This window comes from Terriglobus roseus (assembly GCF_900105625.1).
Taxonomy (GTDB): Bacteria; Acidobacteriota; Terriglobia; order Terriglobales; family Acidobacteriaceae; genus Terriglobus; species Terriglobus roseus_B.
On sequence record NZ_FNSD01000001.1, the window covers coordinates 3,471,717 to 3,491,168 of the forward strand.

Below are 19,452 nucleotides of genomic sequence, written 5' to 3' on the forward strand. Positions count from 1 at the left end.
TTTGGATTAGGGCATGCGGCCCGCCACAAGTGACCGCGAACAGCAGCACAACCGCAGGACCGGCCAACCGCCGCGACTGCACGGAGACTAACAACATGTTCCGTTCGAGCCCCTTTGAACTGTCCGGCCCCATCACCGACTTTGACGCGATCCGTATCTCTCTCGCATCCCCCGAGAAGATCCGTTCGTGGTCGCACGGTGAGGTGACCAAGCCCGAGACGATCAACTACCGTACCTTCAAGCCGGAGCGCGATGGCCTGTTCTGCGCGCGTATCTTCGGACCCATCACCGACTGGGAGTGCCTCTGCGGCAAGTACAAGCGCATGAAGCATCGCGGCGTTATCTGCGACAAGTGCGGCGTTGAAGTCACACTGTCCAAGGTCCGTCGTGAGCGCCTGGGCCACATTGAGCTGGCTTCGCCCTGCTCGCACGTCTGGTTCTTCAAGGGCCTGCCGTCGCGTATCGGCCACCTGCTCGACATCTCGCTGCGTGAGCTCGAAGCGGTTCTGTACTTCGAGTCGTACGTCGTCATCGACGCCGGTGATGCGCCCGTCAAGGAGCGCGAGATCATCAAGGACGAGACCCGCTTCCGCGAGCTCGACCAGCAGTACCGTCCCTCGGGCTTCAAGGCCATGATGGGCGCAGAAGCCATCAAGGAACTGCTCAAGCGCGTTGAGATCGAAGAGCTCGCCATTGAAATGCGCGAGAAGATGAAGGTCGAGCAGAGCCTGCAGAAGAAGCTGAAGTATGCCAAGCGTCTGAAGGTGGTTGAGGCCTTCCGTCGTTCGGACAACAAGCCTCAGTGGATGATTCTCGACGTGATCCCCGTGATCCCGCCTGAGCTTCGCCCCCTTGTGCCGCTTGATGGCGGCCGCTTCGCCACGTCGGATCTGAACGATCTCTATCGCCGCGTGATCAACCGTAACAACCGCCTCAAGAAGCTCATGGACCTCCATGCGCCTGAAGTGATTGTTCGGAACGAAAAGCGCATGCTGCAGGAAGCTGTCGACGCTCTGTTCGACAACGGCCGTCGTGGCCGCGTCCTTCGTGGCGCGAACAACCGTCCGCTCAAGTCGCTCTCTGACACCCTCAAGGGCAAGCAGGGCCGCTTCCGTCAGAACCTTCTCGGCAAGCGCGTGGACTACTCGGGCCGTTCCGTTATCGTCGTCGGACCAGAGCTGAAGCTTCACCAGTGCGGCCTGCCGAAGAAGATGGCGCTTGAGCTCTTCAAGCCCTTCATCTATCACCGCCTTGAGCAGACTGGTCACTGCACCACGATCAAGCAGGCCAAGGAAATGGTCGAGATGCAGGAACCCATCGTCTGGGACATCCTGGAAGAGGTCATCAAGGATCACCCGGTCCTGCTGAACCGCGCACCAACCCTCCACCGTCTGGGTATCCAGGCGTTCGAGCCGGTGCTCGTCGAGGGCAAGGCAATCAAGATCCACCCGCTCGTTTGCACGGCGTTCAACGCCGACTTCGACGGCGATCAGATGGCCGTCCACATCCCGCTGTCGCCGGAAGCACAGGTCGAAGCATCGGTCCTGATGCTTGCTGCGCACAACATCCTGTCGCCCGCATCGGGTCAGCCCATCACCGTCCCCACGCAGGATCTCGTCCTCGGTCTGTACTACGTGACCAAGGCCAAGGTTGGCGCAAAGGGTGAAGGCCGCGTCTTCGCGAACATCGAAGAAGTGCTGATGGCTCTCGAAGCGAAGCAGGTTGAGACGCTGTCGCCCATCCGTCTGCGTTACACCGGTCCCGTGCTCGATCTGACGACCGCGTATGACGATCAGGATCTGACGCACACCGAAGTGGTCGAGTACAACAAGCAGTTCATCTCGACCACGGTTGGCCGCGCCATCCTGAACGACGCTCTTCCGGACGGCATGCCGTACATCAACGGCCTGCTCAAGAAGAAGGGCATTGGTCAGCTCATTAACTACTGCTACCTGAACCTGGGCCTCGAAGTCACGGTGAAGGCGCTCGACCGCATCAAGGAACTCGGCTTCCAGTACGCGACGCGTTCGGGCCTGTCCGTTGGTCTGGATGACATGGTCATCCCGGCTTCCAAATACACCGTTGTGCACGAGGCCGAGAAGCAGGTCATCGCTGTGCAGCAGCAGTACCTGGACGGCGCCATCACCAACGGCGAGCGTTCGAACAAGGTCATCCAGATGTGGTCGGGCGTTACCGAGCGCGTCGCCGATGAGATGTTCAACAACATGAAGCAGGCGGACAAGGAAGGAGTCATGAACCCGATCTACATCATGGCCGATTCCGGTGCGCGTGGTTCCAAGCAGCAGATTCGTCAGCTCAGCGGTATGCGTGGTTTGATGGCGAAGCCGTCGGGCGAAATCATCGAAGTGCCCATCACGGCAAACTTCCGTGAAGGCCTCACCGTGCAGCAGTACTTCATCTCGACGCACGGCGCTCGTAAGGGCCTGGCGGATACCGCGTTGAAGACGGCTGACTCGGGCTACCTGACCCGCCGCCTCGTCGACGTGGCACAGGACGTCATCATCACCGAGTCCGATTGCGGCACCACGCAGGGCATCTATGTCACGCCGATCATTGAAGCCGGCGAGATCATCGAGCCGTTGCGCGACCGTATCATCGGCCGCGTCACGCTGGAGCAGTTCAAGGATGTCGATGGCAAGGTCATCGTCAACGTGAACCAGGAGATCGACGAGACGAAGGCGACTGACATTCAGGCAGCCGGCGTTGAGAAGGTCAAGATCCGCTCCGTGCTCACCTGCGAATCCAAGCGCGGCGTCTGCAAGCTCTGCTATGGCCGTAACCTCGGCTCGGGCAAGATGGTTGAGATGGGCGAAGCCGTTGGCGTCATCGCGGCACAGTCCATCGGTGAGCCTGGTACCCAGCTCACGATGCGTACCTTCCACGTCGGTGGAACCGCATCGCGTGTTTCGGATCAGTCGCGCCTCGATGCCAAGAATGCCGGCACGCTGAAGTACATCAACCTGAACACCGTTCGCGCGAAGGACGGCAACCTGGTCGCCATGAACCGTTCGGGCCAGGTCGCCATCGTCGACGACAAGGGCCGCGAGCGCGAGCGTTACCCCATCGTCTACGGCGCGAAGCTGCGTGTGGAAGATGGAGCTCAGGTCGACATCGGCACCACGATCGGTGAGTGGGATCCGTACACCTACTCGATCGTCACCGAAATCGGCGGCACCATCCAGTTCAAGGATCTACAGGAGGGCATCACGCTCAACGACGAAGTGGACGAAGTCACCGGCCTGTCGCGCCTGGTGGTTGCGGACGCTCCCGATGAAAAGCGTCAGCCCGCTCTGCTGGTCAATGGCAACGATGGATCGAAGAAGCGTTACCTGATGCCAAGCCGTGCGTACCTGATGATCGCGGACGGAGAAGAGGTCACCCCTGGTGACATCCTCGCCAAGATCCCGCGTGAGTCGACCCGTACCAAGGACATCACCGGCGGTCTGCCCCGCGTTGTGGAACTGTTCGAAGCGCGTAAGCCGCGTGAGACGGCCACCATCGCTGAGATCGACGGTGTCATCCGCTTCGGCGATGTGGTCAAGGGTCAGCGCAAGATCTACATCACCGGGGACAACGGCGAAGAGCGCGAGTACTCCGTACCCCGCTCCATCTACGTGAACGTGCAGGAGGGTGAGCGTCTGCAGGCCGGCGAGAAGCTGTTCGACGGTCCTCTGAACCCGCACGACGTCCTGGCGGTACTGGGCGAGAAGGAACTGCAGAAGTACCTGGTCAACGAGATCCAGGAAGTCTACCGTCTGCAGGGCGTGGCGATCAGCGACAAGCACATCGAAACCATCGTGCGGCAGATGCTGCGCTGGGTGAAGGTGGACGAAGTCAATGACACCAACTTCCTCATGGAGCAGCAGATCGACCGCTTCCGCTTCGACGCGGAGAACGATCGTGTCACCAAGGAAGGTGGCCGTCCCGCCACGGGCCGTCCGCTGCTGCTGGGTATCACCAAGGCGTCGCTGTCCACCGACAGCTTCATCTCGGCTGCCAGCTTCCAGGAGACGACCCGCGTCCTCACCGAGGCGTCCATCAACGGCGCCGTGGATACCCTCCGCGGCCTGAAGGAGAACGTCATCGTCGGCCGCCTCATCCCCGCCGGCACCGGCATGGAGTACTACCGCAACGTTCAGCTCTCACCCGAGCTGGAAGAGGCGGCAGCGAAGATCCAGCAGGAAGTTCAGGAAGCGCACGACGCCGAAGAGCGCGAGCTCGAGGCAATGCGCATGGAAGGCGAACAGGAAGAACTCGCCGCCGAGTAACCGAACGAAACCGGGTGCCCCACGTCTCGCTTCTGAGACATGGGTTCCGATCAAAGCAGAAGGGCCGACTCGAAAGAGTCGGCCCTTCTGCTTGCATCGCGCACGCTGCGTGGATGTCTCGCGACAGCGCGGAAACCCTCACACCGTTCCCGCATCTGAACCCCTGAAGCCCGCAGAAACAATCGCGAGGCCCAGGAGCGTCATGACCAAGAAACTTTCCCTCCCCGTAAGTGAAGACGATCACGCACAGGGCAACGCCCGCGCTGCCGTCACGCTGGTGGAGTACGGCGACTACCAGTGCCCCACCTGCGGCGCTGCCTACCCCATCGTCAAGCAGCTGCAGAAGCACTTCGGCGACCGCCTGCGCTTTGTGCATCGCAACTTCCCGCTGGATCAGCATCGCTACGCGGAACCCGCCGCTGAAACGGCCGAGTTCGCCGCCAGCGAAGGCAAGTTCTGGGAGATGCACGACGCCCTCTACGAGAACCAGGACAGCATGGACGAAGACCTATTCCCCGAGCTCGCCACCGAGTTAGACTTGGACCCGCAGAAGCTTGAAGAGGCTCTCGACGGCAGCAACTTCACCGCCATCATCGACCGCGACCTGGCCAGCGGAGAAGCCAGCGGCGTCCGCGGCACACCCACCTTCTTCCTCAACGGCATCCGCCACGACGATGCCTTCGACTACGAAACGCTCAAGGCAGCGATCACCGCCGCCACCGAAAAGTAAGCCATCAAGCCGGGTGCCCCACGTCTCGACTCTGAGACGTGGGTTCTCCATCTCTGCAGAACAAAAAGGGACGCCACAAATCCCGAGTGCCCCATCCTTTGCAAAGCAAAGGGTGGGCTATCGCGCAAAGCGCGACCTCTCTCGGAGGGGCATGGCTTCAGCCATGCCACGAAGTACCCAGCAGGAAACCGGCTTCAGCCACTGAGGGATTCATACCCCACGGACACGCGCCTACCGGAGACGTGAGGATCTACCGCCCGGTCCCAGCCGCCAGCTCCCGAATCTTGATGTTCCGGAACCACACCGGAAATCCATGGTCCTGCAACAGGATGTAGCCCTTCCCACCATGCCCATAACTCGGGAAGACGTGGTACTTGCTCTCTGCCAGAATCTGCTTGAACTCCGGCGAATCCAGGTCATACTCCAGCACCTTCACACCATTCAGCCAGTGCTCGCCATGCTGACCGCGTACCACAATGCGCGCCGTGTTCCACTCGCCCACGGGCTTGATCGGCTTATCCGCCGCAGCCGGAATCATGTCATAGAGTGAGGCCACCGTCCGGTCGCCATTCTTGCCACGCTTCGCATCCGGATGCAGCGCGTCATCCAGCACCTGGTACTCAAACCCGATGGGCGATCCGTGGCCGTTATGCCACGGCATCAGGTCCAAATCGACGAAGTACATAATCCCGGAGTTCGCACCCGGCGAAGTCTTGAAATCCACGGAGAGTTCAAAGTTCTCGTAGGTGCGCGTCGTAACAATGTCACCACCATTGCCCGCCTCCTCACCACCCGTCTCCGTCACCGTGATGGCGCCATCCTTCACCACCCAGCCCACAGCAGGAAACCCACCACCCCGCGCACTCCGCCACCCATCCGTCGTCTTCCCATCAAACAACAGCCGCCAGCCGTCGGTCTTCTCCTGCGGGGTAAGGGTATTTACCACCTGCGCAGACACGGTAGACGCAGCAAACGAAAGACTAAAAACAAAAGCAGCAAGTGCACTTTTCATGACGAACAGCATACTGCGTTAGAAGATCTGCGCGCATCGTTCACCTGCGGCATGCGCATTCAGGCATCTTTCTTGGTTGCGTTGCCTCTGAGTCTCCCTATATAGGCGCCGCCCACCTGCCAGAGGGTTAACACCGTTATCACAAACTGCAGAAGTGCATAACAGCAAATGAAGACTATAAAAGAAATCCAAAGGCGGCTGATTACGGACTGAGTCGTAAGCAGCTGGTTATCTTGATGACCGTGCAGGAGAATCGCAACCAAGAGAAAGGCTAGGGCTGACCAATGAACTACGGCCGTCCAAGAAAAGACGAACAGCAGATTCTCCAAAGCGTTCCCTCTACGTTCGGGGATCGTCAAGGTGGCAAGGTCTGTCATGAATTCTCGATCAGGGAATGTCAGTGCAATCGTCATCCCACCGACGCAGAATCCGAGTGCGATGGCGGCATATCCTAGAAAACCAACTGCAATGTCCAGGAGCTTTGCGGAGCCAGGAAACAGCCTGTTGCCAAAGAGGCCGATCGTGCCTCCCACAACCACTGATATCAGTGTCTCCTGCGTGAACAAAATCTCACTAGAACGTTCCTTGACTGCTTTCCTGTAAAAAGAGAAGAGCACCTTGAGAACGCCCGTATTCCAAAGTCCACTTATCATTTGGGCTCTTCAATCCCTGACAAATATGCAAGGGCTGCATTCCGAACGGCATCGCCATTTGGTAGACCGCCGCTCAATTCAACATTAGCCAGCTTCGTTTGCGTCAGCTTGGACAGTTTTAAAGAGGTCAGAAAGTCTTCGCCTTCACGGTTTCCCTTTACCTCCGCTGATTTGAGGATGCTTCGTTGCCCATGTCCGGATATCAGTTCTCGCAAAACTTTAACGACGCCGCCAGTCTTGCTCAGGGCCTGACTACGAGAGGCACTGGCCTCCACGGAGACATTATGGGCGTTTGAATCTGCAGCAAGTCCATTCAGTGCATCAGGGTAATCCGACCAATCATAATTAGGTCGGGTAAGCGTCAGGCTAACCGACTGAATTCTCTCGAACTCCGAAAGCTGCGTCCTAAAGGCATTCGCAGCGCGAGGTGCGAACTCTAGAGTTGCACCTTCAAAATCGTCGGAACTGTGTCCGAGCTTTTCGAACAGCGCTGCGATCTGCGGTGCCCGAACTCCCGAGTGAACGTACTGCACAACCGCAAGTCTGCGCTTCGGGTCGATGACACCTACTGTCCTCGTCGCTACTAATTTACCCCTTTCGACAGCCCGTAATTCTTCCTCACCGTTCGCTAGGTCCACTACAAGGATCGATGACCCGGGAGAGCCCATGTAAGCGGAGAAGAAGTAAACACCTTCCCGGCGGTTAAACACGGGCACTATCACCACTCTATCTGCGATCGTTTCCTGACGATCTCTTCCCGAAAGACTTTCGATGAATTGGAAGAAAGCGGAGTAATCGAGTGGCTTGTCGCCATTGTGTCCTTGGATGTCGAATAGCTCAAGGCGCACCGGCCGCGTAGGGACAGGAGGGATGCGTTTAGGGGGCATGAGAAACTCTAACGTCGGCGGCCGATTTGATCAATCAATCTCTTTTGGCGATGGAGAGAGTTTGTATTGAGTCATGTGACTTAAATAGTTCTAGTGCCGAGCGGCTCGCGAGTCACCCGGTACTAGGTTGGGAGCCTACTAGGTCAAGCCACCGAAAGATTCACATCAATATTCCCGCGCGTGGCGTTCGGGTATGGACAAACCTCATACGCATCATGCACCAGCTTCTCAGCCTGCTCCCGCTCTAGGCCGGGCAGGTGGATGACCATGTCGACGCCGATGCCGAAGCCCTTGCCGCCGGCGGCCACCGGGCCAAAGCTTACGGATGAGTCGATGGACACAGCGTTCAGCACCATCTTCTGCGTGCCTGCGATGTACTTCATCGCGCCGATGAAGCATGCGGCGTAGCCTGCTGCGAAGAGCTGCTCAGGGTTGGTGCCTTCACCCTCGCCGCCCATCTACGTCCGCGATCAAGCTTCGCATCCAGCCTGCCGTCGCTCGACTTCACGACAACCTCGAGTCCGCCCATAGCGGTAACATGCGCCGTATAAATTACCTTTCAGTGGCCAATGGATTCTCCTGCTCGCTGGATACGCGCGGCATCGAGCCGCATCTCCCACGCGTCGTGCACATTCCAGGACGGCCGGCACGGAGGACTTGCGGCGAAGCCTTCACCTGGAAGGCGACGGATCGTAAGGGCACGGCTTCAGCCGTGCCGTAATAGCCTACAAAGCAAAAGGGGCTTCAGCCCTGAGGTTCGCTTGGAAATCTCCAAACCTACCTCAGCGGCTGAAGCCGCCAATTCCGTTGCTGTTGATCGGCACGGCTAAAGCCGTGCCCTTACGATTCGTGCTCTCACCGTAACGCGTTAGAACCTACTTCTTCAAAGCACCCTCAATCGCTGCAATTACCTCTGGTGAATCCGGCGTCGTCGCCGGCTCAAACCGATTCACCGGCTTGCCATCACGACCAATGAGGAACTTCGTAAAGTTCCACTTGATCTCGCCGCTGAAGTTAGGGTCGGTCGTCTTGTCCGTCAGGTAGTGGTACAGCGGTGTCTTGTCCGCGCCTACTACCGAAACTTTCGACATCATCGGGAAGGTGACGTGGTACTTGCGGTTGCAGAAGGTTTTGATTTCGGCGTCGGTGCCGGACTCCTGGTTGGCGAAGTTATTCGCCGGGATGCCGACGATCACCAGTCCCTTGTCCTTGTATTTCTCGTAGACCGACTCGAGTGCGGCGTACTGTGGTGTGAAGCCGCAGGCGCTGGCGACGTTGACCACCATCAGCACCTTGCCCTTGTACGGCGCCAGCGAGGTCTTGTCGCCATCGATCGTCTTGAGCGGGTACTTGTAGACCTGGTTGGCCGTGCCGGCAGAGGCCGCCAGGCTGGAGCTGAGTAACAACAGCATCATTCGCTTCCGCATAAACCACCCCATCGCACTTACTGCGGGGATTATAAGTTCGCGCAAACAGGAACGCCCACCTTTCGATGGGCGCTGTGTGGGTTAGTTCCTGTCTTTCGCCTTGGGTGGAAACTTCTTGAACATCTTGTCGACAGAGATGTTCAACCGTCGCGTGTTGGTGCTGGCGTGGCTACTCACATCCGAACTTGCAATGCCGCGGAAGACAAGCCGCTTGGTGTGCGTGTCATACAGGTCGACAACCAGCGTGCCGACCGGGATCTGATCGACGCGGGTCACGGCAGGACCGCCACCCCATCCGCCCCACGGGCCACCCCAGCCGCCGCCAAAGCCATAACCACCCCAGCCGCCGTAGCCCCAGCCGGGGCCGAAGCCGTTGTAGAAGGTGGTGTACTCCTGCTGCTCGCGCACAGAGCCGATGGCGCGTACCGCCAGGTCGCAACCAGTCTGTACCTCAACCGGCGCGGCGCCCTGGTCATTGCGTGTGCGAAGAGTCTGGCCGGCCTGCTGCAGGCCGCGATGTGTGAGCGACACGTTGAGTGAGTCTCGCAGACGGCCTTCATAGAAAGGGTCGGCGGCATGGACACGGTCGACGCAGAAGGTGTGATAGCGGCTGAAGTCCGCATGATGATCAAAGTCGGTGTGGACGCTTTGCGCGAAAGCTGGTGCAACGGCAAGCGAAGCAGCTACAGCAATCGTTCCAAGGATGGTGCGCATGGGTGAACTCCTTCTCATTCCTGTCTATTGGACGAGTCGAAGCGGCCCGCGGTGACCGCCATCCTGCGCACATGGCGGATAGTGGGTTCCAACGCAGCAGTGCCCATCCTGCGATGGGCACTGTTATTGGAATCGGATATGGTCGCCGGGCGTTAGCGGTGTCCGCCGCCACCACCATGCTGGCCACCACCACCGCCACCATGCTGACCGCCGCCACCGGGGCTACCACCACCAAAGTGTTGACCGCCGCCCGGGTTACCGCCACCGCGGAAGTTGTTGCCGCCACCGGGATTTCCACCGCGGAAGCCCTGTCCACCACGGTTGAAGTTGCCGCCACCGCGGAACTCGCCGTTGCCGGTACGGTACTGATTGCCGCGGAAGCCGTGGATATCACCACCGTGGTAGTAGCCCGCCTGTCCGCGTCCCGGGAAGCCACCGCGATAGCCAAAGCGAGGATCGTAGTTGCGATTCACGTAGCCATGGAAGCCGCCCGGCCCGCGATACCAGGGGCCGGCACCGAAGAAGATGCCATTGTTGAACCATTCCGGTCCGTAGTAGCCATAGGGTGAGCAGTTATAGGGTGCGTAGTCGTAATAGCCATACGGGCACTCGGGGGCGACGCCGCCGTTGCCAATCTGCACACCGAACGAAACCTGGGCCTGCGCTGCGGGAGCAGCCACAAACAATAGAGCCGCCGCCACAAAAAACGGCAGAACAAATCTGCCGGACTTACGCAACCACTGATTCATTAGAAAACCTCTCGGGGTGTACGAGTCTGTTAACTAGCGAACAGTTGGCCAGCAAAGTCCACACTGACCCAAAGGTTGCAGGTTCATTGCTGCGGGCAGTAGTGTGTCTCAGTCGGAAATGAGGGTGACAGATGCGTTGGTTGCGAGTGATGGCAGCGTGCAGTCTACTGGCAGTTTCTGCTGGATCACAGCAGCCTGCGACGTCCGCAGTGAACGGTACGTGGAAGCTGGAACTGGCCTTGGGCGACAATCCTCTGCCGGAGACGTGCATCCTGCACGACGACGCGCCAAAGCTGACCGGTGTCTGCCGCATGCCCGCTGGCGAGGCAGACATCCTCGGCGAGATCAACGGCAGCGATGTGCAGTGGAAGCACTCGGCTGATGTCTTCGGCAATCCCGTCGCCTTCTCCTTTGTTGCAAAGGTGAAGGACGACGGAACAATGGCAGGTACCTTCGGCATTGACGCCTTTGGTGTGACGCAGCCGTTCACCGCAACGAAGGTTATGCCGGACGCGAAGTAATCATGAGGCTTAGTTGGACGGTTGCGTCAGGATCTTGGTGACGTCGTCCGACATCGGCTTGTCGGCAACGGAGAGCAAATTGCTGACCTCCCACATCTCAGTATCGGTCAGCACCTTCACGTACGAGGGCATGCCCGTCAGGCGGATGCCATTCTTCACGCGCCAGTAAGTCGCCCCGACCGGATCGTCTGAGACACCGACGACTGCGCCACGATGATGTTTCACCCAGAGCTGCGGAGCGTCGGGGTACATCTGGGCACCAACTTTGGATGGTGTGCCAGGAACGCCGTGGCAGAAGGAGCACTCCTTCATGTACACGCTGGCGCCGGCTGCCAGCGTTGCTTCATTGATGGGAACGGGTGAGGATGCAGGCATCTCGCTGCGAATGCGATTGCCCAGCGGCTTGTGTACGATCTGCGCCTCCATCGGGAAGGAAGGATCGTCGACGGCGACGGGCGGATGTCCGTAGTTCAGGTATAGCCAGCCATAGAGCGGCATAAGGAGTATGCCAAGAAGGAGAAAGAGGATCGCGATGGCTGGCTTCTTCATAGTCGGGCTCCGTGGTTCCAACGTCTTGAGGATCGTCGATCAGCATTCAGTACACAGCTGAAGTGGTGATTAAGGCCAGCGTTATTCGTCGTTGATCTCAGGACCTTCCACGACCTCACCGGCATCTTCTACCGGTTGGTTCAGCTTGATGCCGTAGCGAGGCGCCAGCTCCGGGGAGTAGCGAGCAATGTCATTGCGCAGACGCAGCAGTGAGAGATCCTTCGCCTTACTCTCGAGCATGATGTCGGTCTCCAGATGTTGAATACTGCGCAGGAAAGTGAGTGTTTCGAACGGATTGTTGAAGTCCGCGTGGCCGGTCCAAATAGGCGGTACGAGCACGGTTTCCTTCAAACCGGTCTTCCGATTGAGACGTTTCAATTCCCTCATCTCCGTGCGCGCACAACTGAAGTGCATCTTGGGGCGAACGCCGGCTGGCCACGTCTTCAGGAATCGTTCCAGCGTAGGTATCAAGGGCAGACCTTCGGGATTCATACACCAGTGATGCTGGTAGTCGAAGACGCATTTCACACCGGTTCGTTCGTGGATCGAGAGGACGTCCGCGGCAGAGAAGCGAATGTCATCGTTCTCCAGCACCATACGTCGCCTCACGGGTTCGCTCAGCGTCTTCCATGTCTTCACCCAGTTATCGCAGCCTGTTTTGCGGTCGCCATACGCACCGCCAACGTGGATGACCATGATGGCTTCCGGCGGCAGCTCCATGTAGTCAAGCATCGTGGCCTGCGACTCAAGATCCGAGATGGACTTCCTGGTCAGCGCAGGATTGCCGCTGTTCAGCACGATGTATTGCGAGGGGTGGAAGCTAAGGCGCAGGCCCTGCGCGCGCGCCAGCTTGCCGACATGTTCCAGATCAGCGCGAGACTCCTCAACCATGTTGTGAAATTGCGGCATGTCCGGATGCGTGTGGTAGGGCGCCAGATCGCTGCTCATGCGATACATGCGGATATCATGCTGTCGCAGGTAAGCAAACGTCTCGCAGAGGTAGCCAAGCGAGACGCGCAGATGCGGGTTCTGCTGCCAGCGACGTGTGTCGTTGCTCTTCAAGTCGCTGCGGCCCATGACCTTTACGGGGAAGCCGAGGCGCATGGCATCAGCAGGGAAGGGCGGCATCGTCAGACCGTTGTCATCGGTCGCGGGCCAACCGCAGAAGCTCATGGGATTATTCAGGCGTCGCTGCTCGACTTCTTCAGCGGCAGTCTTCTGCTGGTCGCGAGCGGCCTTCTGGCTGGCCTTCTTCTTCGCTGCCTTTTCCTTGAACTTGCGTGCGGCTTCACGCTCAAGCTGCAACGGTGTGAGCGACTTCGGTTTTGCAACGGTCTTGCTCATGAACCCCTCTGATCTGTGATCAACACAGAGCGTAGGATGCAGAGCCGGCGAGTCTTATGGTGTGCAGCTGAAACTGTGATCGCTCCTATCAACGTCCGCAAGAATTTTGTCGGCGATCTGGTCTTGCTGCACTTGCTCCGAATGATTCTTCGCGTGATCCTCAAGAAACTCCTGGCAACTCGCACTGGATATGTGACTGGTCGCCCAGGCGAACATTCCTCCGTAGTTCATGGTGGAGGTCGTCAAGGCCAGATAAGTCGTGCTTCCCGGCTTAAGTTCCAGCGTGAGCGTCTCTTTCGGATTGGGATGGCGCCACGTCTGATTTGCGGAGAACGTATGCAATCCCGGCGCGACATGGATGGCCAGATACCGCGAGTGCGAGAAGGCTGCAAGGAATTCCTGCCCGTCGAACGCCGACCCCTCAGACATGCTGACGGCGCGTCCGACGGGCTTTGTCAACTGGTCGACTGTCCCACGCCAGTGGCCGCCCGGCGTGAAAAATTCCACCGTCGCCCGGGCGAGGGAAGCATCCTGCGCCAGGGCGCAGGCAACGCAACCAAGCATCAAGAACAGTGCAAATGCGTGTCGCAACATTGCTGGGAGACCTTCCTACGGCTGGCGTGAGAAAATCATAGTAATGATCTCTGTCTCAAATGTAACGATGCGATATGGCTCGAAGATTCTGTTCGAGGATGTATCCACGCAATTTATCTCGGGCCGTCGTTACGGCCTGACCGGTCCGAATGGCGCCGGCAAGTCAACGTTCATGAAGGTGCTCACCGGCGAGCTGGAAGCGCAGAAGGGTGTTGTTGTGCGCCCCCGCAAGCTCGGCATCCTGCGCCAGGACCAGTACGCCTTTGACGCCTATCGCGTGATCGATACCGTCATCATGGGCAATGCTCCGTTGTGGGCCGCGCTGGAAGAGCGCGAGAACCTGTACAACAAGGCGGAACTGACCGACGAAGACGGCAGCCGCCTGGGCGAACTTGAAGGCATCGTTGGCGACGAGAACGGCTACGAGGCCGAGGCCGACGCGGCCATCCTGCTGCAGGGCTTGGACATTCCGGACTCTGTGCATGAGCGCAAGATGAGTGAGCTGCAGGGTGGCCAGAAGGTCCGCGTGCTGCTGGCACAGGCTCTCTTCGGTTCGCCGGATGCACTGCTGCTGGACGAACCCACAAACTATCTCGATCTTGAGTCGGTGCACTGGTTGCAGGACTTCCTGCTGGCCTACCGCGGCACGCTCATCACCATCTCGCACGATCGGCACTTCCTGAATGCCGTGTGCACGCACATCGCCGATATCGATTACCAGACGATCATCACCTACAACGGTGGCTATGACGACATGGTGATGCAGAAGGTCAGCGTGCGTACACGCATTGAGAGCCAGAACGAAGAGCGCGAGAAGAAGATCGAGCAGTTGAACGACTTCATCGCGCGCTTCTCTGCTGGTACCCGTTCGTCCCAGGTGAACTCGCGTAAGAAGGAAGTGGAGCGTCTGGCAACGACTGAACTCGCCCGCTCCAACATTCAGCGCCCGTTCATTCGCTTCGACATGCTTCGTCCCAGCGGCAAGCATGTTCTCGAAATCGAAGGTGTCACCAAGACCTACGACACGCCTGCTCCGGACGGTACGACGGGACCAGTCTTCACGCCATTCACCTGCTCACTCCTGCGTGGTGACAAGGTCATCCTGATGGGCCGTAACGGCACCGGTAAGACGACCTTGATCAAGTCACTGCTCTCCGGTGTTCCGGATGTGCAGGACAACGATTTTGTGCGCACCCATGGCGATGTGAAGTGGGGTCACGAGGCACAGATCGGCTACTTCGCACAGGACCACAAGGCCGCGATTCAGCACGGGACAACCGTGGCCGAGTGGCTGCATGGCTTCGACCCCAAGAAGTCCACAGAAGAGATCCGCGGCATCCTCGGACAGATGCTCTTCCGCGGGGAAGAGGGCACGAAGAAGACCGATGCACTCAGCGGTGGTGAGGCAGCGCGTCTGCTGTTCTGCAAACTGATGATGCAGAAACCCAACATCCTCATCCTGGACGAGCCCACGAACCACCTTGACCTGGAGAGCATCAACGCGCTGAACCAGTCGCTGCAGAAATACGAGGGCACGGTGCTGCTGGTCACCCACGATCAGGATCTGATCGAAGAGGTTGGCACGCGCATCTGGCACTTCGAGCATGGCAAGGTAACAGATCACAAGGGACCGTACGAGGAATACCAGCAGCAACTGGCGATGTCGGCGAAGTAACAGTTCCGAATACAGAGTTCACAACGTCTCACGATGTTCACCTGCGCTTCCGGGAACGCTGTGCGAAGGTTGTGAAGTTTGTTTTTACGGCAGTATGAGGTGACGCAGTGGAGTTTGAAGAGCCAATCAAGGCGGAGTCAAAGAACGTGCTCGGCCAGCCGATGCAAACGTGTGGTTGCGACCCCATGACGGGCTTCTATCGCGATGGCTGCTGCGACACTGGTCCCGACGATCTGGGTGTGCACACGGTGTGCTGCATTGTGTCGGAGGAGTTTCTGGCTGTGTCGAAGTACCTGGGCAACGATCTCTCCACGCCGATGCCGCAGTACGGCTTTCCGGGTCTCAAGCCGGGCGATCGCTGGTGCGTCTGCGCATCCCGCTGGCTGCAGGTCTACCAGGCCGGTGCAGCATGTCCGGTGGTGCTGGAAGCGACGCATGAAAACACGCTGCGCATCGTTCCGTTTGATGTCTTACTGCAGCACGCTGTTATTCCCGACCAGCTGCACTGAGTTACGAGCTGCGGCGATTAGTCCGGCAGTCTATGTAAATTAGTAGAACCCTCCAATCCGTCATAATCACCTGGTTTTGCACCAGAAAAACGCCGTAAAGAGTAACTCTTTGCGGCGTTTTCATCTTTGGCGCTTGACACCGGGAAGCGCTGTGCCCGACCGTAGAAGTAATCCAAATTTTGTGATTTCGGCTGTCCATGATCAGGGACTTTGCTCGACCGGAACGCAAGGCTTCGCTCCCCCACGCGGCGCGAATTTTAATACCCCGCAGGGCCCGTCTTGTGGCTCGCGGTACTTGTACCACTTAGGAGTTCGCCAGTTGAATCAGTTTCTTACGTCAAAGACATTCTGGGCCTCTGCAGTTCTCGCCTGTAGCCTCGCGAACACAAGCATAGGCTCTGGGCAGACGGCTGCTCTGGGTAATATCAGCGGCATTGTTCGGGATGCTTCGGGCGCAGTTGTTCCGGGCGCAACGGTCACCCTCATCAACTCCGGCACCGGCGCCAAGCGCGACGTCACTACCGACAGCGATGGACACTACGTCGCGACGTTCCTGCAGCCCGGGACCTATGAAGTGATCGCAACTGGCACAGGCTTTGGCCGCCTCGACCAGAAGAACATCTCCATCACCGTTGGCAATACCAACTCGGTCGACGTTACGCTGCCTGCCGCCTCGGTGAGTACGGATGTTACGGTCACAACGGAATCGCTGCTGCTCGATACTGACAAGACGGATGTATCGCAGACGATCTCCGAGCAGATGATCTCGAACCTTCCAGTCAACGGGCGCCGCTTCGATAACTTCGTTTTGCTGACGCCTAACGTCGTTCCCGACGGCAACAGCGGTCTGCTTAGCTTCCGCGGCATTTCTGGCCTCTACAACACCAATCTGATTGACGGCGCCAACAACAACCAGGCATTTTTCTCCGAGGCCCGCGGGCGTTCCATCGGTGCACCTTACGTTTTTCCGATCGACGCGATCAAGGAGTTCCAGTCGGCGTCTTCGGGCTACTCCGCTGAGTTCGGTCAGGCCGCTGGCGGTGTAGTCAACGCCATCACAAAGTCCGGTACCAACAGCTTCCATGGCGATGCATATGAGTACTACCGCACCCCGGGATTTAACGCGCTGGACCCGACGAACAAGTTCAACGGTGTGACACAGAACAGCGCAATCAGCTTGGTAAAGACCATCAAGGTGCAGCACCAGTTCGGCGCTTCGATTGGCGGCCCGATCATCAAGGACAAGCTGTTCTTTCACGCGGTGTATGACGGCTACCGTCGCATCAACCCCATCGTGTATCTCTCTTCGTACAACACTGCGACTCAGAGCATCGGTCAGCTCGCTGCACTCTGCGACGGTCGGACCTCGAACTATCTCACGCGGGGCGCGGCAATTTACCCGTCCGTAATCACAGGCATCAGCGCTGCACAGTGCACGCAGGCCGTCAACTTCATTGGCACACAGCTCGGCGCCTTCTCGCGGAACACCACGCAGGATATCTTCCTGCCGCGTCTGGACTACCAGATCACGCCAAAGACTCACCTCTCCGCCTCATTCCTATGGGAAAACCTCAAGATTCCAAATGGCTACAACTCTTCAGTCACTGTGAACAACGGCGGCGTCTCGCAGAATGGCGGCATCAACTTCCACGAGCGCTTCCTCTTCGCAAATGCTGAGACGGCTTTGAGCAGCAACAGCACTAACGTGGTCCACTTCCAGTGGTCGCGCGACCTGGAGACCGCAAGCACCAATAGCGGCGGGCCGGCACTTTCACTGACGAATCTGTTCTCGTACGGTGAGACGAGCGCTCTCCCCCGTGGTGCCTTCCCCGATGAGCACCGCTGGCAGATAACGGACATCTACAACACCGTCCGTGGCAAGCACAATATCAAAGTCGGCGTGGATGTAAACCTGATCCATGAGCAGATTGCCAACCTCTTCCAGGGCGACGGAAGCTTCTCCTATAACACCGGTACTGCGGAGTTCAATTTCGCCAACTGGATTCAGGACGTCTACCGTGCTAACGGCGGACGCCATTACAACAGCTTCGCGCAGGTCACGGATCCCATCACGGGCATCGGAGCCGACGACTTTTGGAACAAGAATCTGGACGTTTTCGCGCAGGACGATTGGAAGATCACGCCTAAGCTTCTCCTGTCGCTTGGTGCACGGTATGACGTGCAGTTGGTACCTCAGCCGGAGCGTCCGAATCTTTCCTCGCCGGTCGCCCAGCTTTACACCAGCACGATTAACATCGATTACCACATGGCTGCGCCGAGGTTTGGCTTCGCCTACAACCCCACACCGACCACTGTCGTTCGTGGCGGCTACGGTCTCTTCTTCGCACTCACGTCGAACTCCACCTTTTACGCAAACCGCCGCGAAAATGGTGTTTACCAGCAGCAGTTCAATGTCAGTGCCACCACCGCCCCGAACAGCCCGTATGTGACGGCAGGCGCAACCTGCACACCGACCGCAGGTACAAACCGCTGCTTCGCTCAATCAGGCGCGTATGCCTCCTATGCGCCAATCGGCGGAATCCCGGCATTCACACCGCCCGGTCCAGCGTCTGTCAATCTGGTTACCGGAACTCCCACCCCGGCCGTGAACCCCGGTCTGCCGACATCGGTCCTGGCAGCACGTGGAAACGACCCGGGCTTCCTGAACCCCTACACACACTCCTTCGATCTCGCAGTGGAGCAGCAGCTCCCCGGCCGCGCGACTCTCACCGTGTCATACGTCGGAACCCGCGGTATGCGCCTGCCCATCTTCGTGGACACTAACGTTGATCCTGCATCCGCAGCGGTACGTACTTACACCTACATCGCTCCGGGAGGCGCCACAACGGTAATCCCTGTTACGACCTACACACGTCGTCTTTACAACACGACCGGCTCCATGCTGACCGGTTTCTCTGACGTCAATAGCTGGTACCACTCCATGGTTGCGAGTTTCCGCAAGCCACTCTCCCACGGTGTTGAGGTGCTAGCGAACTACACCTGGGCCAAGAACATGGATGGCGGACAGGTATCAGGCGTAAACGGTACCTTCAACGGCACCGATACGCCACTCGATCCGTTTGCACGCGGCCATCGCCAGGGACGCAGCGCAGAATACTCTCGCTCGGACATCGATGTTCGCGGTCGATTTGTCGGATCGGTCGTTGCTACGTCTAGTTTCCCAATCGCAAACCGTTTCGCTGCATACGCTGCAAACGGCTGGCAGTTGACCACAACGGTCACGGCCCAAACCGGCTTGCCCGTGACCGCGTTCTTGAACAACTCGCCCACGTCGCCAATCGGCAACGGCGGTCTGTCCTTTGCAGCGCTGTCGCTGAACAACTCCGGTACACCAGCCCGCGTACCGACCCAGGTTGCTCCACGTAATGGATTCGCGGGTCCCGGCATCCACAATACAGACCTGCGTATTTCACGCCAGTTCCCCTTCCTCCGCGAAGGAATGCGTCTGGAGTTTGCGGCAGAAGCATTCAACATCGCCAATCACCGCAACATCTTGGGCGTGAGCAGCACCTACCTTGCGTATACGGCAGGTGGAACCACTAGCCAAGGCACGGCATGCCCTACCAGTGCTGGAACTGGCACGGGCAACGGCTGCTTGGTTCCGTACACGGCAACCCAGTTCCAAAACCAGACCAGCACGTCTAGCACTCTGTACGGCCCCCGCCAGCTCCAACTCTTGGGCCGCATTTACTTCTAACGTTCGAACACGCTCCGCAGTCAGAGCCTCGGCGATAGCCGGGGCTTTCTGCTGTTTATCACGTTCGGAAGACAGAAAAGC

General features: G+C 58.6%; 16 protein-coding genes. 6 read left to right on the forward strand and 10 right to left on the reverse strand.

Translation table 11 applies throughout. The annotated features are described in order from the left end of the window. Nucleotides 1-95: 95 nt before the first annotated feature. Nucleotides 96-4,289, forward strand: coding sequence for a DNA-directed RNA polymerase subunit beta' (rpoC, locus tag BLW03_RS14425; RefSeq protein WP_074656036.1), 4,194 nt, complete (start codon nt 96-98; stop codon nt 4,287-4,289). A gap of 202 nt (nt 4,290-4,491) precedes the next feature. After that, nucleotides 4,492-5,019 carry a DsbA family protein gene (locus BLW03_RS14430; RefSeq protein WP_074654696.1) on the forward strand — a complete coding sequence of 176 codons (528 nt, stop codon included), beginning with the start codon at nt 4,492-4,494 and terminating at the stop codon, nt 5,017-5,019. Between the two features lie 250 nt (nt 5,020-5,269). On the opposite strand, the gene BLW03_RS14435 is transcribed toward BLW03_RS14430, so the two are convergent. The 7 genes from BLW03_RS14435 to BLW03_RS20885 all read right to left on the reverse strand — a co-directional run bounded on the left by BLW03_RS14435 (nt 5,270) and on the right by BLW03_RS20885 (nt 10,461). After that, nucleotides 5,270-6,031: a 3-keto-disaccharide hydrolase gene (locus BLW03_RS14435; RefSeq protein ID WP_074656037.1), complete on the reverse strand. Its 762-nt coding sequence runs from the start codon at nt 6,029-6,031 to the stop codon at nt 5,270-5,272. Nucleotides 6,032-6,090: 59 nt separating this feature from the next. After that, complete coding sequence (locus tag BLW03_RS14440) at nt 6,091-6,684, reverse strand: hypothetical protein (protein ID WP_074654697.1); 594 nt, start codon at nt 6,682-6,684, stop codon at nt 6,091-6,093. Beyond that, nucleotides 6,681-7,571 (reverse strand): hypothetical protein, encoded by an 891-nt coding sequence (locus BLW03_RS14445; RefSeq protein WP_139285212.1) that lies wholly within the window; start codon nt 7,569-7,571, stop codon nt 6,681-6,683. Before BLW03_RS14445 ends, BLW03_RS14440 begins: the two co-directional genes overlap by 4 nt. Nucleotides 7,572-7,714: 143 nt before the next feature. Continuing rightward, the gene (locus tag BLW03_RS14450; RefSeq protein WP_280138034.1) at nt 7,715-8,029 is read right to left on the reverse strand and encodes an Ohr family peroxiredoxin; all 315 of its coding nucleotides are present in this window, start codon (nt 8,027-8,029) and stop codon (nt 7,715-7,717) included. A gap of 417 nt (nt 8,030-8,446) precedes the next feature. Beyond that, nucleotides 8,447-8,986, reverse strand: coding sequence for a glutathione peroxidase (locus BLW03_RS14455; RefSeq protein ID WP_083350550.1), 540 nt, complete (start codon nt 8,984-8,986; stop codon nt 8,447-8,449). Nucleotides 8,987-9,079: 93 nt separating this feature from the next. Beyond that, complete coding sequence (locus BLW03_RS14460; RefSeq protein WP_074654700.1) at nt 9,080-9,712, reverse strand: DUF4136 domain-containing protein; 633 nt, start codon at nt 9,710-9,712, stop codon at nt 9,080-9,082. 152 nt (nt 9,713-9,864) lie between these two features. Further along, complete coding sequence (locus tag BLW03_RS20885) at nt 9,865-10,461, reverse strand: hypothetical protein (RefSeq protein WP_074654701.1); 597 nt, start codon at nt 10,459-10,461, stop codon at nt 9,865-9,867. 131 nt (nt 10,462-10,592) lie between these two features. Here BLW03_RS20885 and BLW03_RS14470 point away from each other — a divergent pair, with 131 nt between their 5' ends. After that, nucleotides 10,593-10,982 carry a hypothetical protein gene (locus BLW03_RS14470; RefSeq protein ID WP_139285213.1) on the forward strand — a complete coding sequence of 130 codons (390 nt, stop codon included), beginning with the start codon at nt 10,593-10,595 and terminating at the stop codon, nt 10,980-10,982. Between the two features lie 9 nt (nt 10,983-10,991). Here BLW03_RS14470 and BLW03_RS14475 read toward each other — a convergent pair whose 3' ends face one another. From BLW03_RS14475 to BLW03_RS14485, 3 genes are all read right to left on the reverse strand, one after another. After that, on the reverse strand, nt 10,992-11,531 hold the full coding sequence (locus BLW03_RS14475) for a c-type cytochrome (protein ID WP_074654703.1): 540 nt from the start codon (nt 11,529-11,531) through the stop codon (nt 10,992-10,994). A gap of 81 nt (nt 11,532-11,612) precedes the next feature. Beyond that, a complete protein-coding gene (gene uvsE, locus BLW03_RS14480; protein WP_074654704.1) occupies nt 11,613-12,875 on the reverse strand; it encodes a UV DNA damage repair endonuclease UvsE in 1,263 nt (420 codons plus the stop codon). Between the two features lie 54 nt (nt 12,876-12,929). Then, the gene (locus BLW03_RS14485) at nt 12,930-13,469 is read right to left on the reverse strand and encodes a hypothetical protein (protein WP_074654705.1); all 540 of its coding nucleotides are present in this window, start codon (nt 13,467-13,469) and stop codon (nt 12,930-12,932) included. Nucleotides 13,470-13,512: 43 nt separating this feature from the next. Between BLW03_RS14485 and BLW03_RS14490 the strand changes: the two genes are divergently transcribed. The 3 genes from BLW03_RS14490 (at nt 13,513) to BLW03_RS14500 (ending at nt 19,371) form a co-directional block, all read left to right on the forward strand. Beyond that, entirely contained in the window at nt 13,513-15,144 is a 1,632-nt protein-coding gene (locus BLW03_RS14490) for an ABC-F family ATP-binding cassette domain-containing protein (protein ID WP_074654706.1), read from the forward strand. Nucleotides 15,145-15,251: 107 nt separating this feature from the next. Further along, on the forward strand, nt 15,252-15,653 hold the full coding sequence (locus BLW03_RS14495; protein WP_074654707.1) for a DUF2237 family protein: 402 nt from the start codon (nt 15,252-15,254) through the stop codon (nt 15,651-15,653). A 319-nt stretch (nt 15,654-15,972) separates the two neighbouring features. Next, on the forward strand, nt 15,973-19,371 hold the full coding sequence (locus tag BLW03_RS14500) for a TonB-dependent receptor (protein WP_074654708.1): 3,399 nt from the start codon (nt 15,973-15,975) through the stop codon (nt 19,369-19,371). The last annotated feature ends 81 nt before the right edge of the window (nt 19,372-19,452 follow it).

Excerpts from the sequence above, each read along its gene's own strand:
- BLW03_RS20885 (WP_074654701.1), bottom strand. The coding sequence starts at position 10,461 with ATGAATCAGTGGTTGCGTAAGTCCGGCAGATTTGTTCTGCCGTTTTTT.
- BLW03_RS14435 (WP_074656037.1), bottom strand. The coding sequence starts at position 6,031 with ATGAAAAGTGCACTTGCTGCTTTTGTTTTTAGTCTTTCGTTTGCTGCG.
- BLW03_RS14470 (WP_139285213.1), top strand. The coding sequence starts at position 10,593 with ATGCGTTGGTTGCGAGTGATGGCAGCGTGCAGTCTACTGGCAGTTTCT.
- BLW03_RS14485 (WP_074654705.1), bottom strand. The coding sequence starts at position 13,469 with ATGTTGCGACACGCATTTGCACTGTTCTTGATGCTTGGTTGCGTTGCC.
- uvsE (WP_074654704.1), bottom strand. The coding sequence starts at position 12,875 with ATGAGCAAGACCGTTGCAAAACCGAAGTCGCTCACACCGTTGCAGCTT.
- rpoC (WP_074656036.1), top strand. The coding sequence starts at position 96 with ATGTTCCGTTCGAGCCCCTTTGAACTGTCCGGCCCCATCACCGACTTT.
- BLW03_RS14450 (WP_280138034.1), bottom strand. The coding sequence starts at position 8,029 with ATGGGCGGCGAGGGTGAAGGCACCAACCCTGAGCAGCTCTTCGCAGCA.
- BLW03_RS14445 (WP_139285212.1), bottom strand. The coding sequence starts at position 7,571 with ATGCCCCCTAAACGCATCCCTCCTGTCCCTACGCGGCCGGTGCGCCTT.
- BLW03_RS14430 (WP_074654696.1), top strand. The coding sequence starts at position 4,492 with ATGACCAAGAAACTTTCCCTCCCCGTAAGTGAAGACGATCACGCACAG.
- BLW03_RS14475 (WP_074654703.1), bottom strand. The coding sequence starts at position 11,531 with ATGAAGAAGCCAGCCATCGCGATCCTCTTTCTCCTTCTTGGCATACTC.
- BLW03_RS14455 (WP_083350550.1), bottom strand. The coding sequence starts at position 8,986 with ATGATGCTGTTGTTACTCAGCTCCAGCCTGGCGGCCTCTGCCGGCACG.
- BLW03_RS14490 (WP_074654706.1), top strand. The coding sequence starts at position 13,513 with ATGATCTCTGTCTCAAATGTAACGATGCGATATGGCTCGAAGATTCTG.
- BLW03_RS14460 (WP_074654700.1), bottom strand. The coding sequence starts at position 9,712 with ATGCGCACCATCCTTGGAACGATTGCTGTAGCTGCTTCGCTTGCCGTT.
- BLW03_RS14440 (WP_074654697.1), bottom strand. The coding sequence starts at position 6,684 with ATGATAAGTGGACTTTGGAATACGGGCGTTCTCAAGGTGCTCTTCTCT.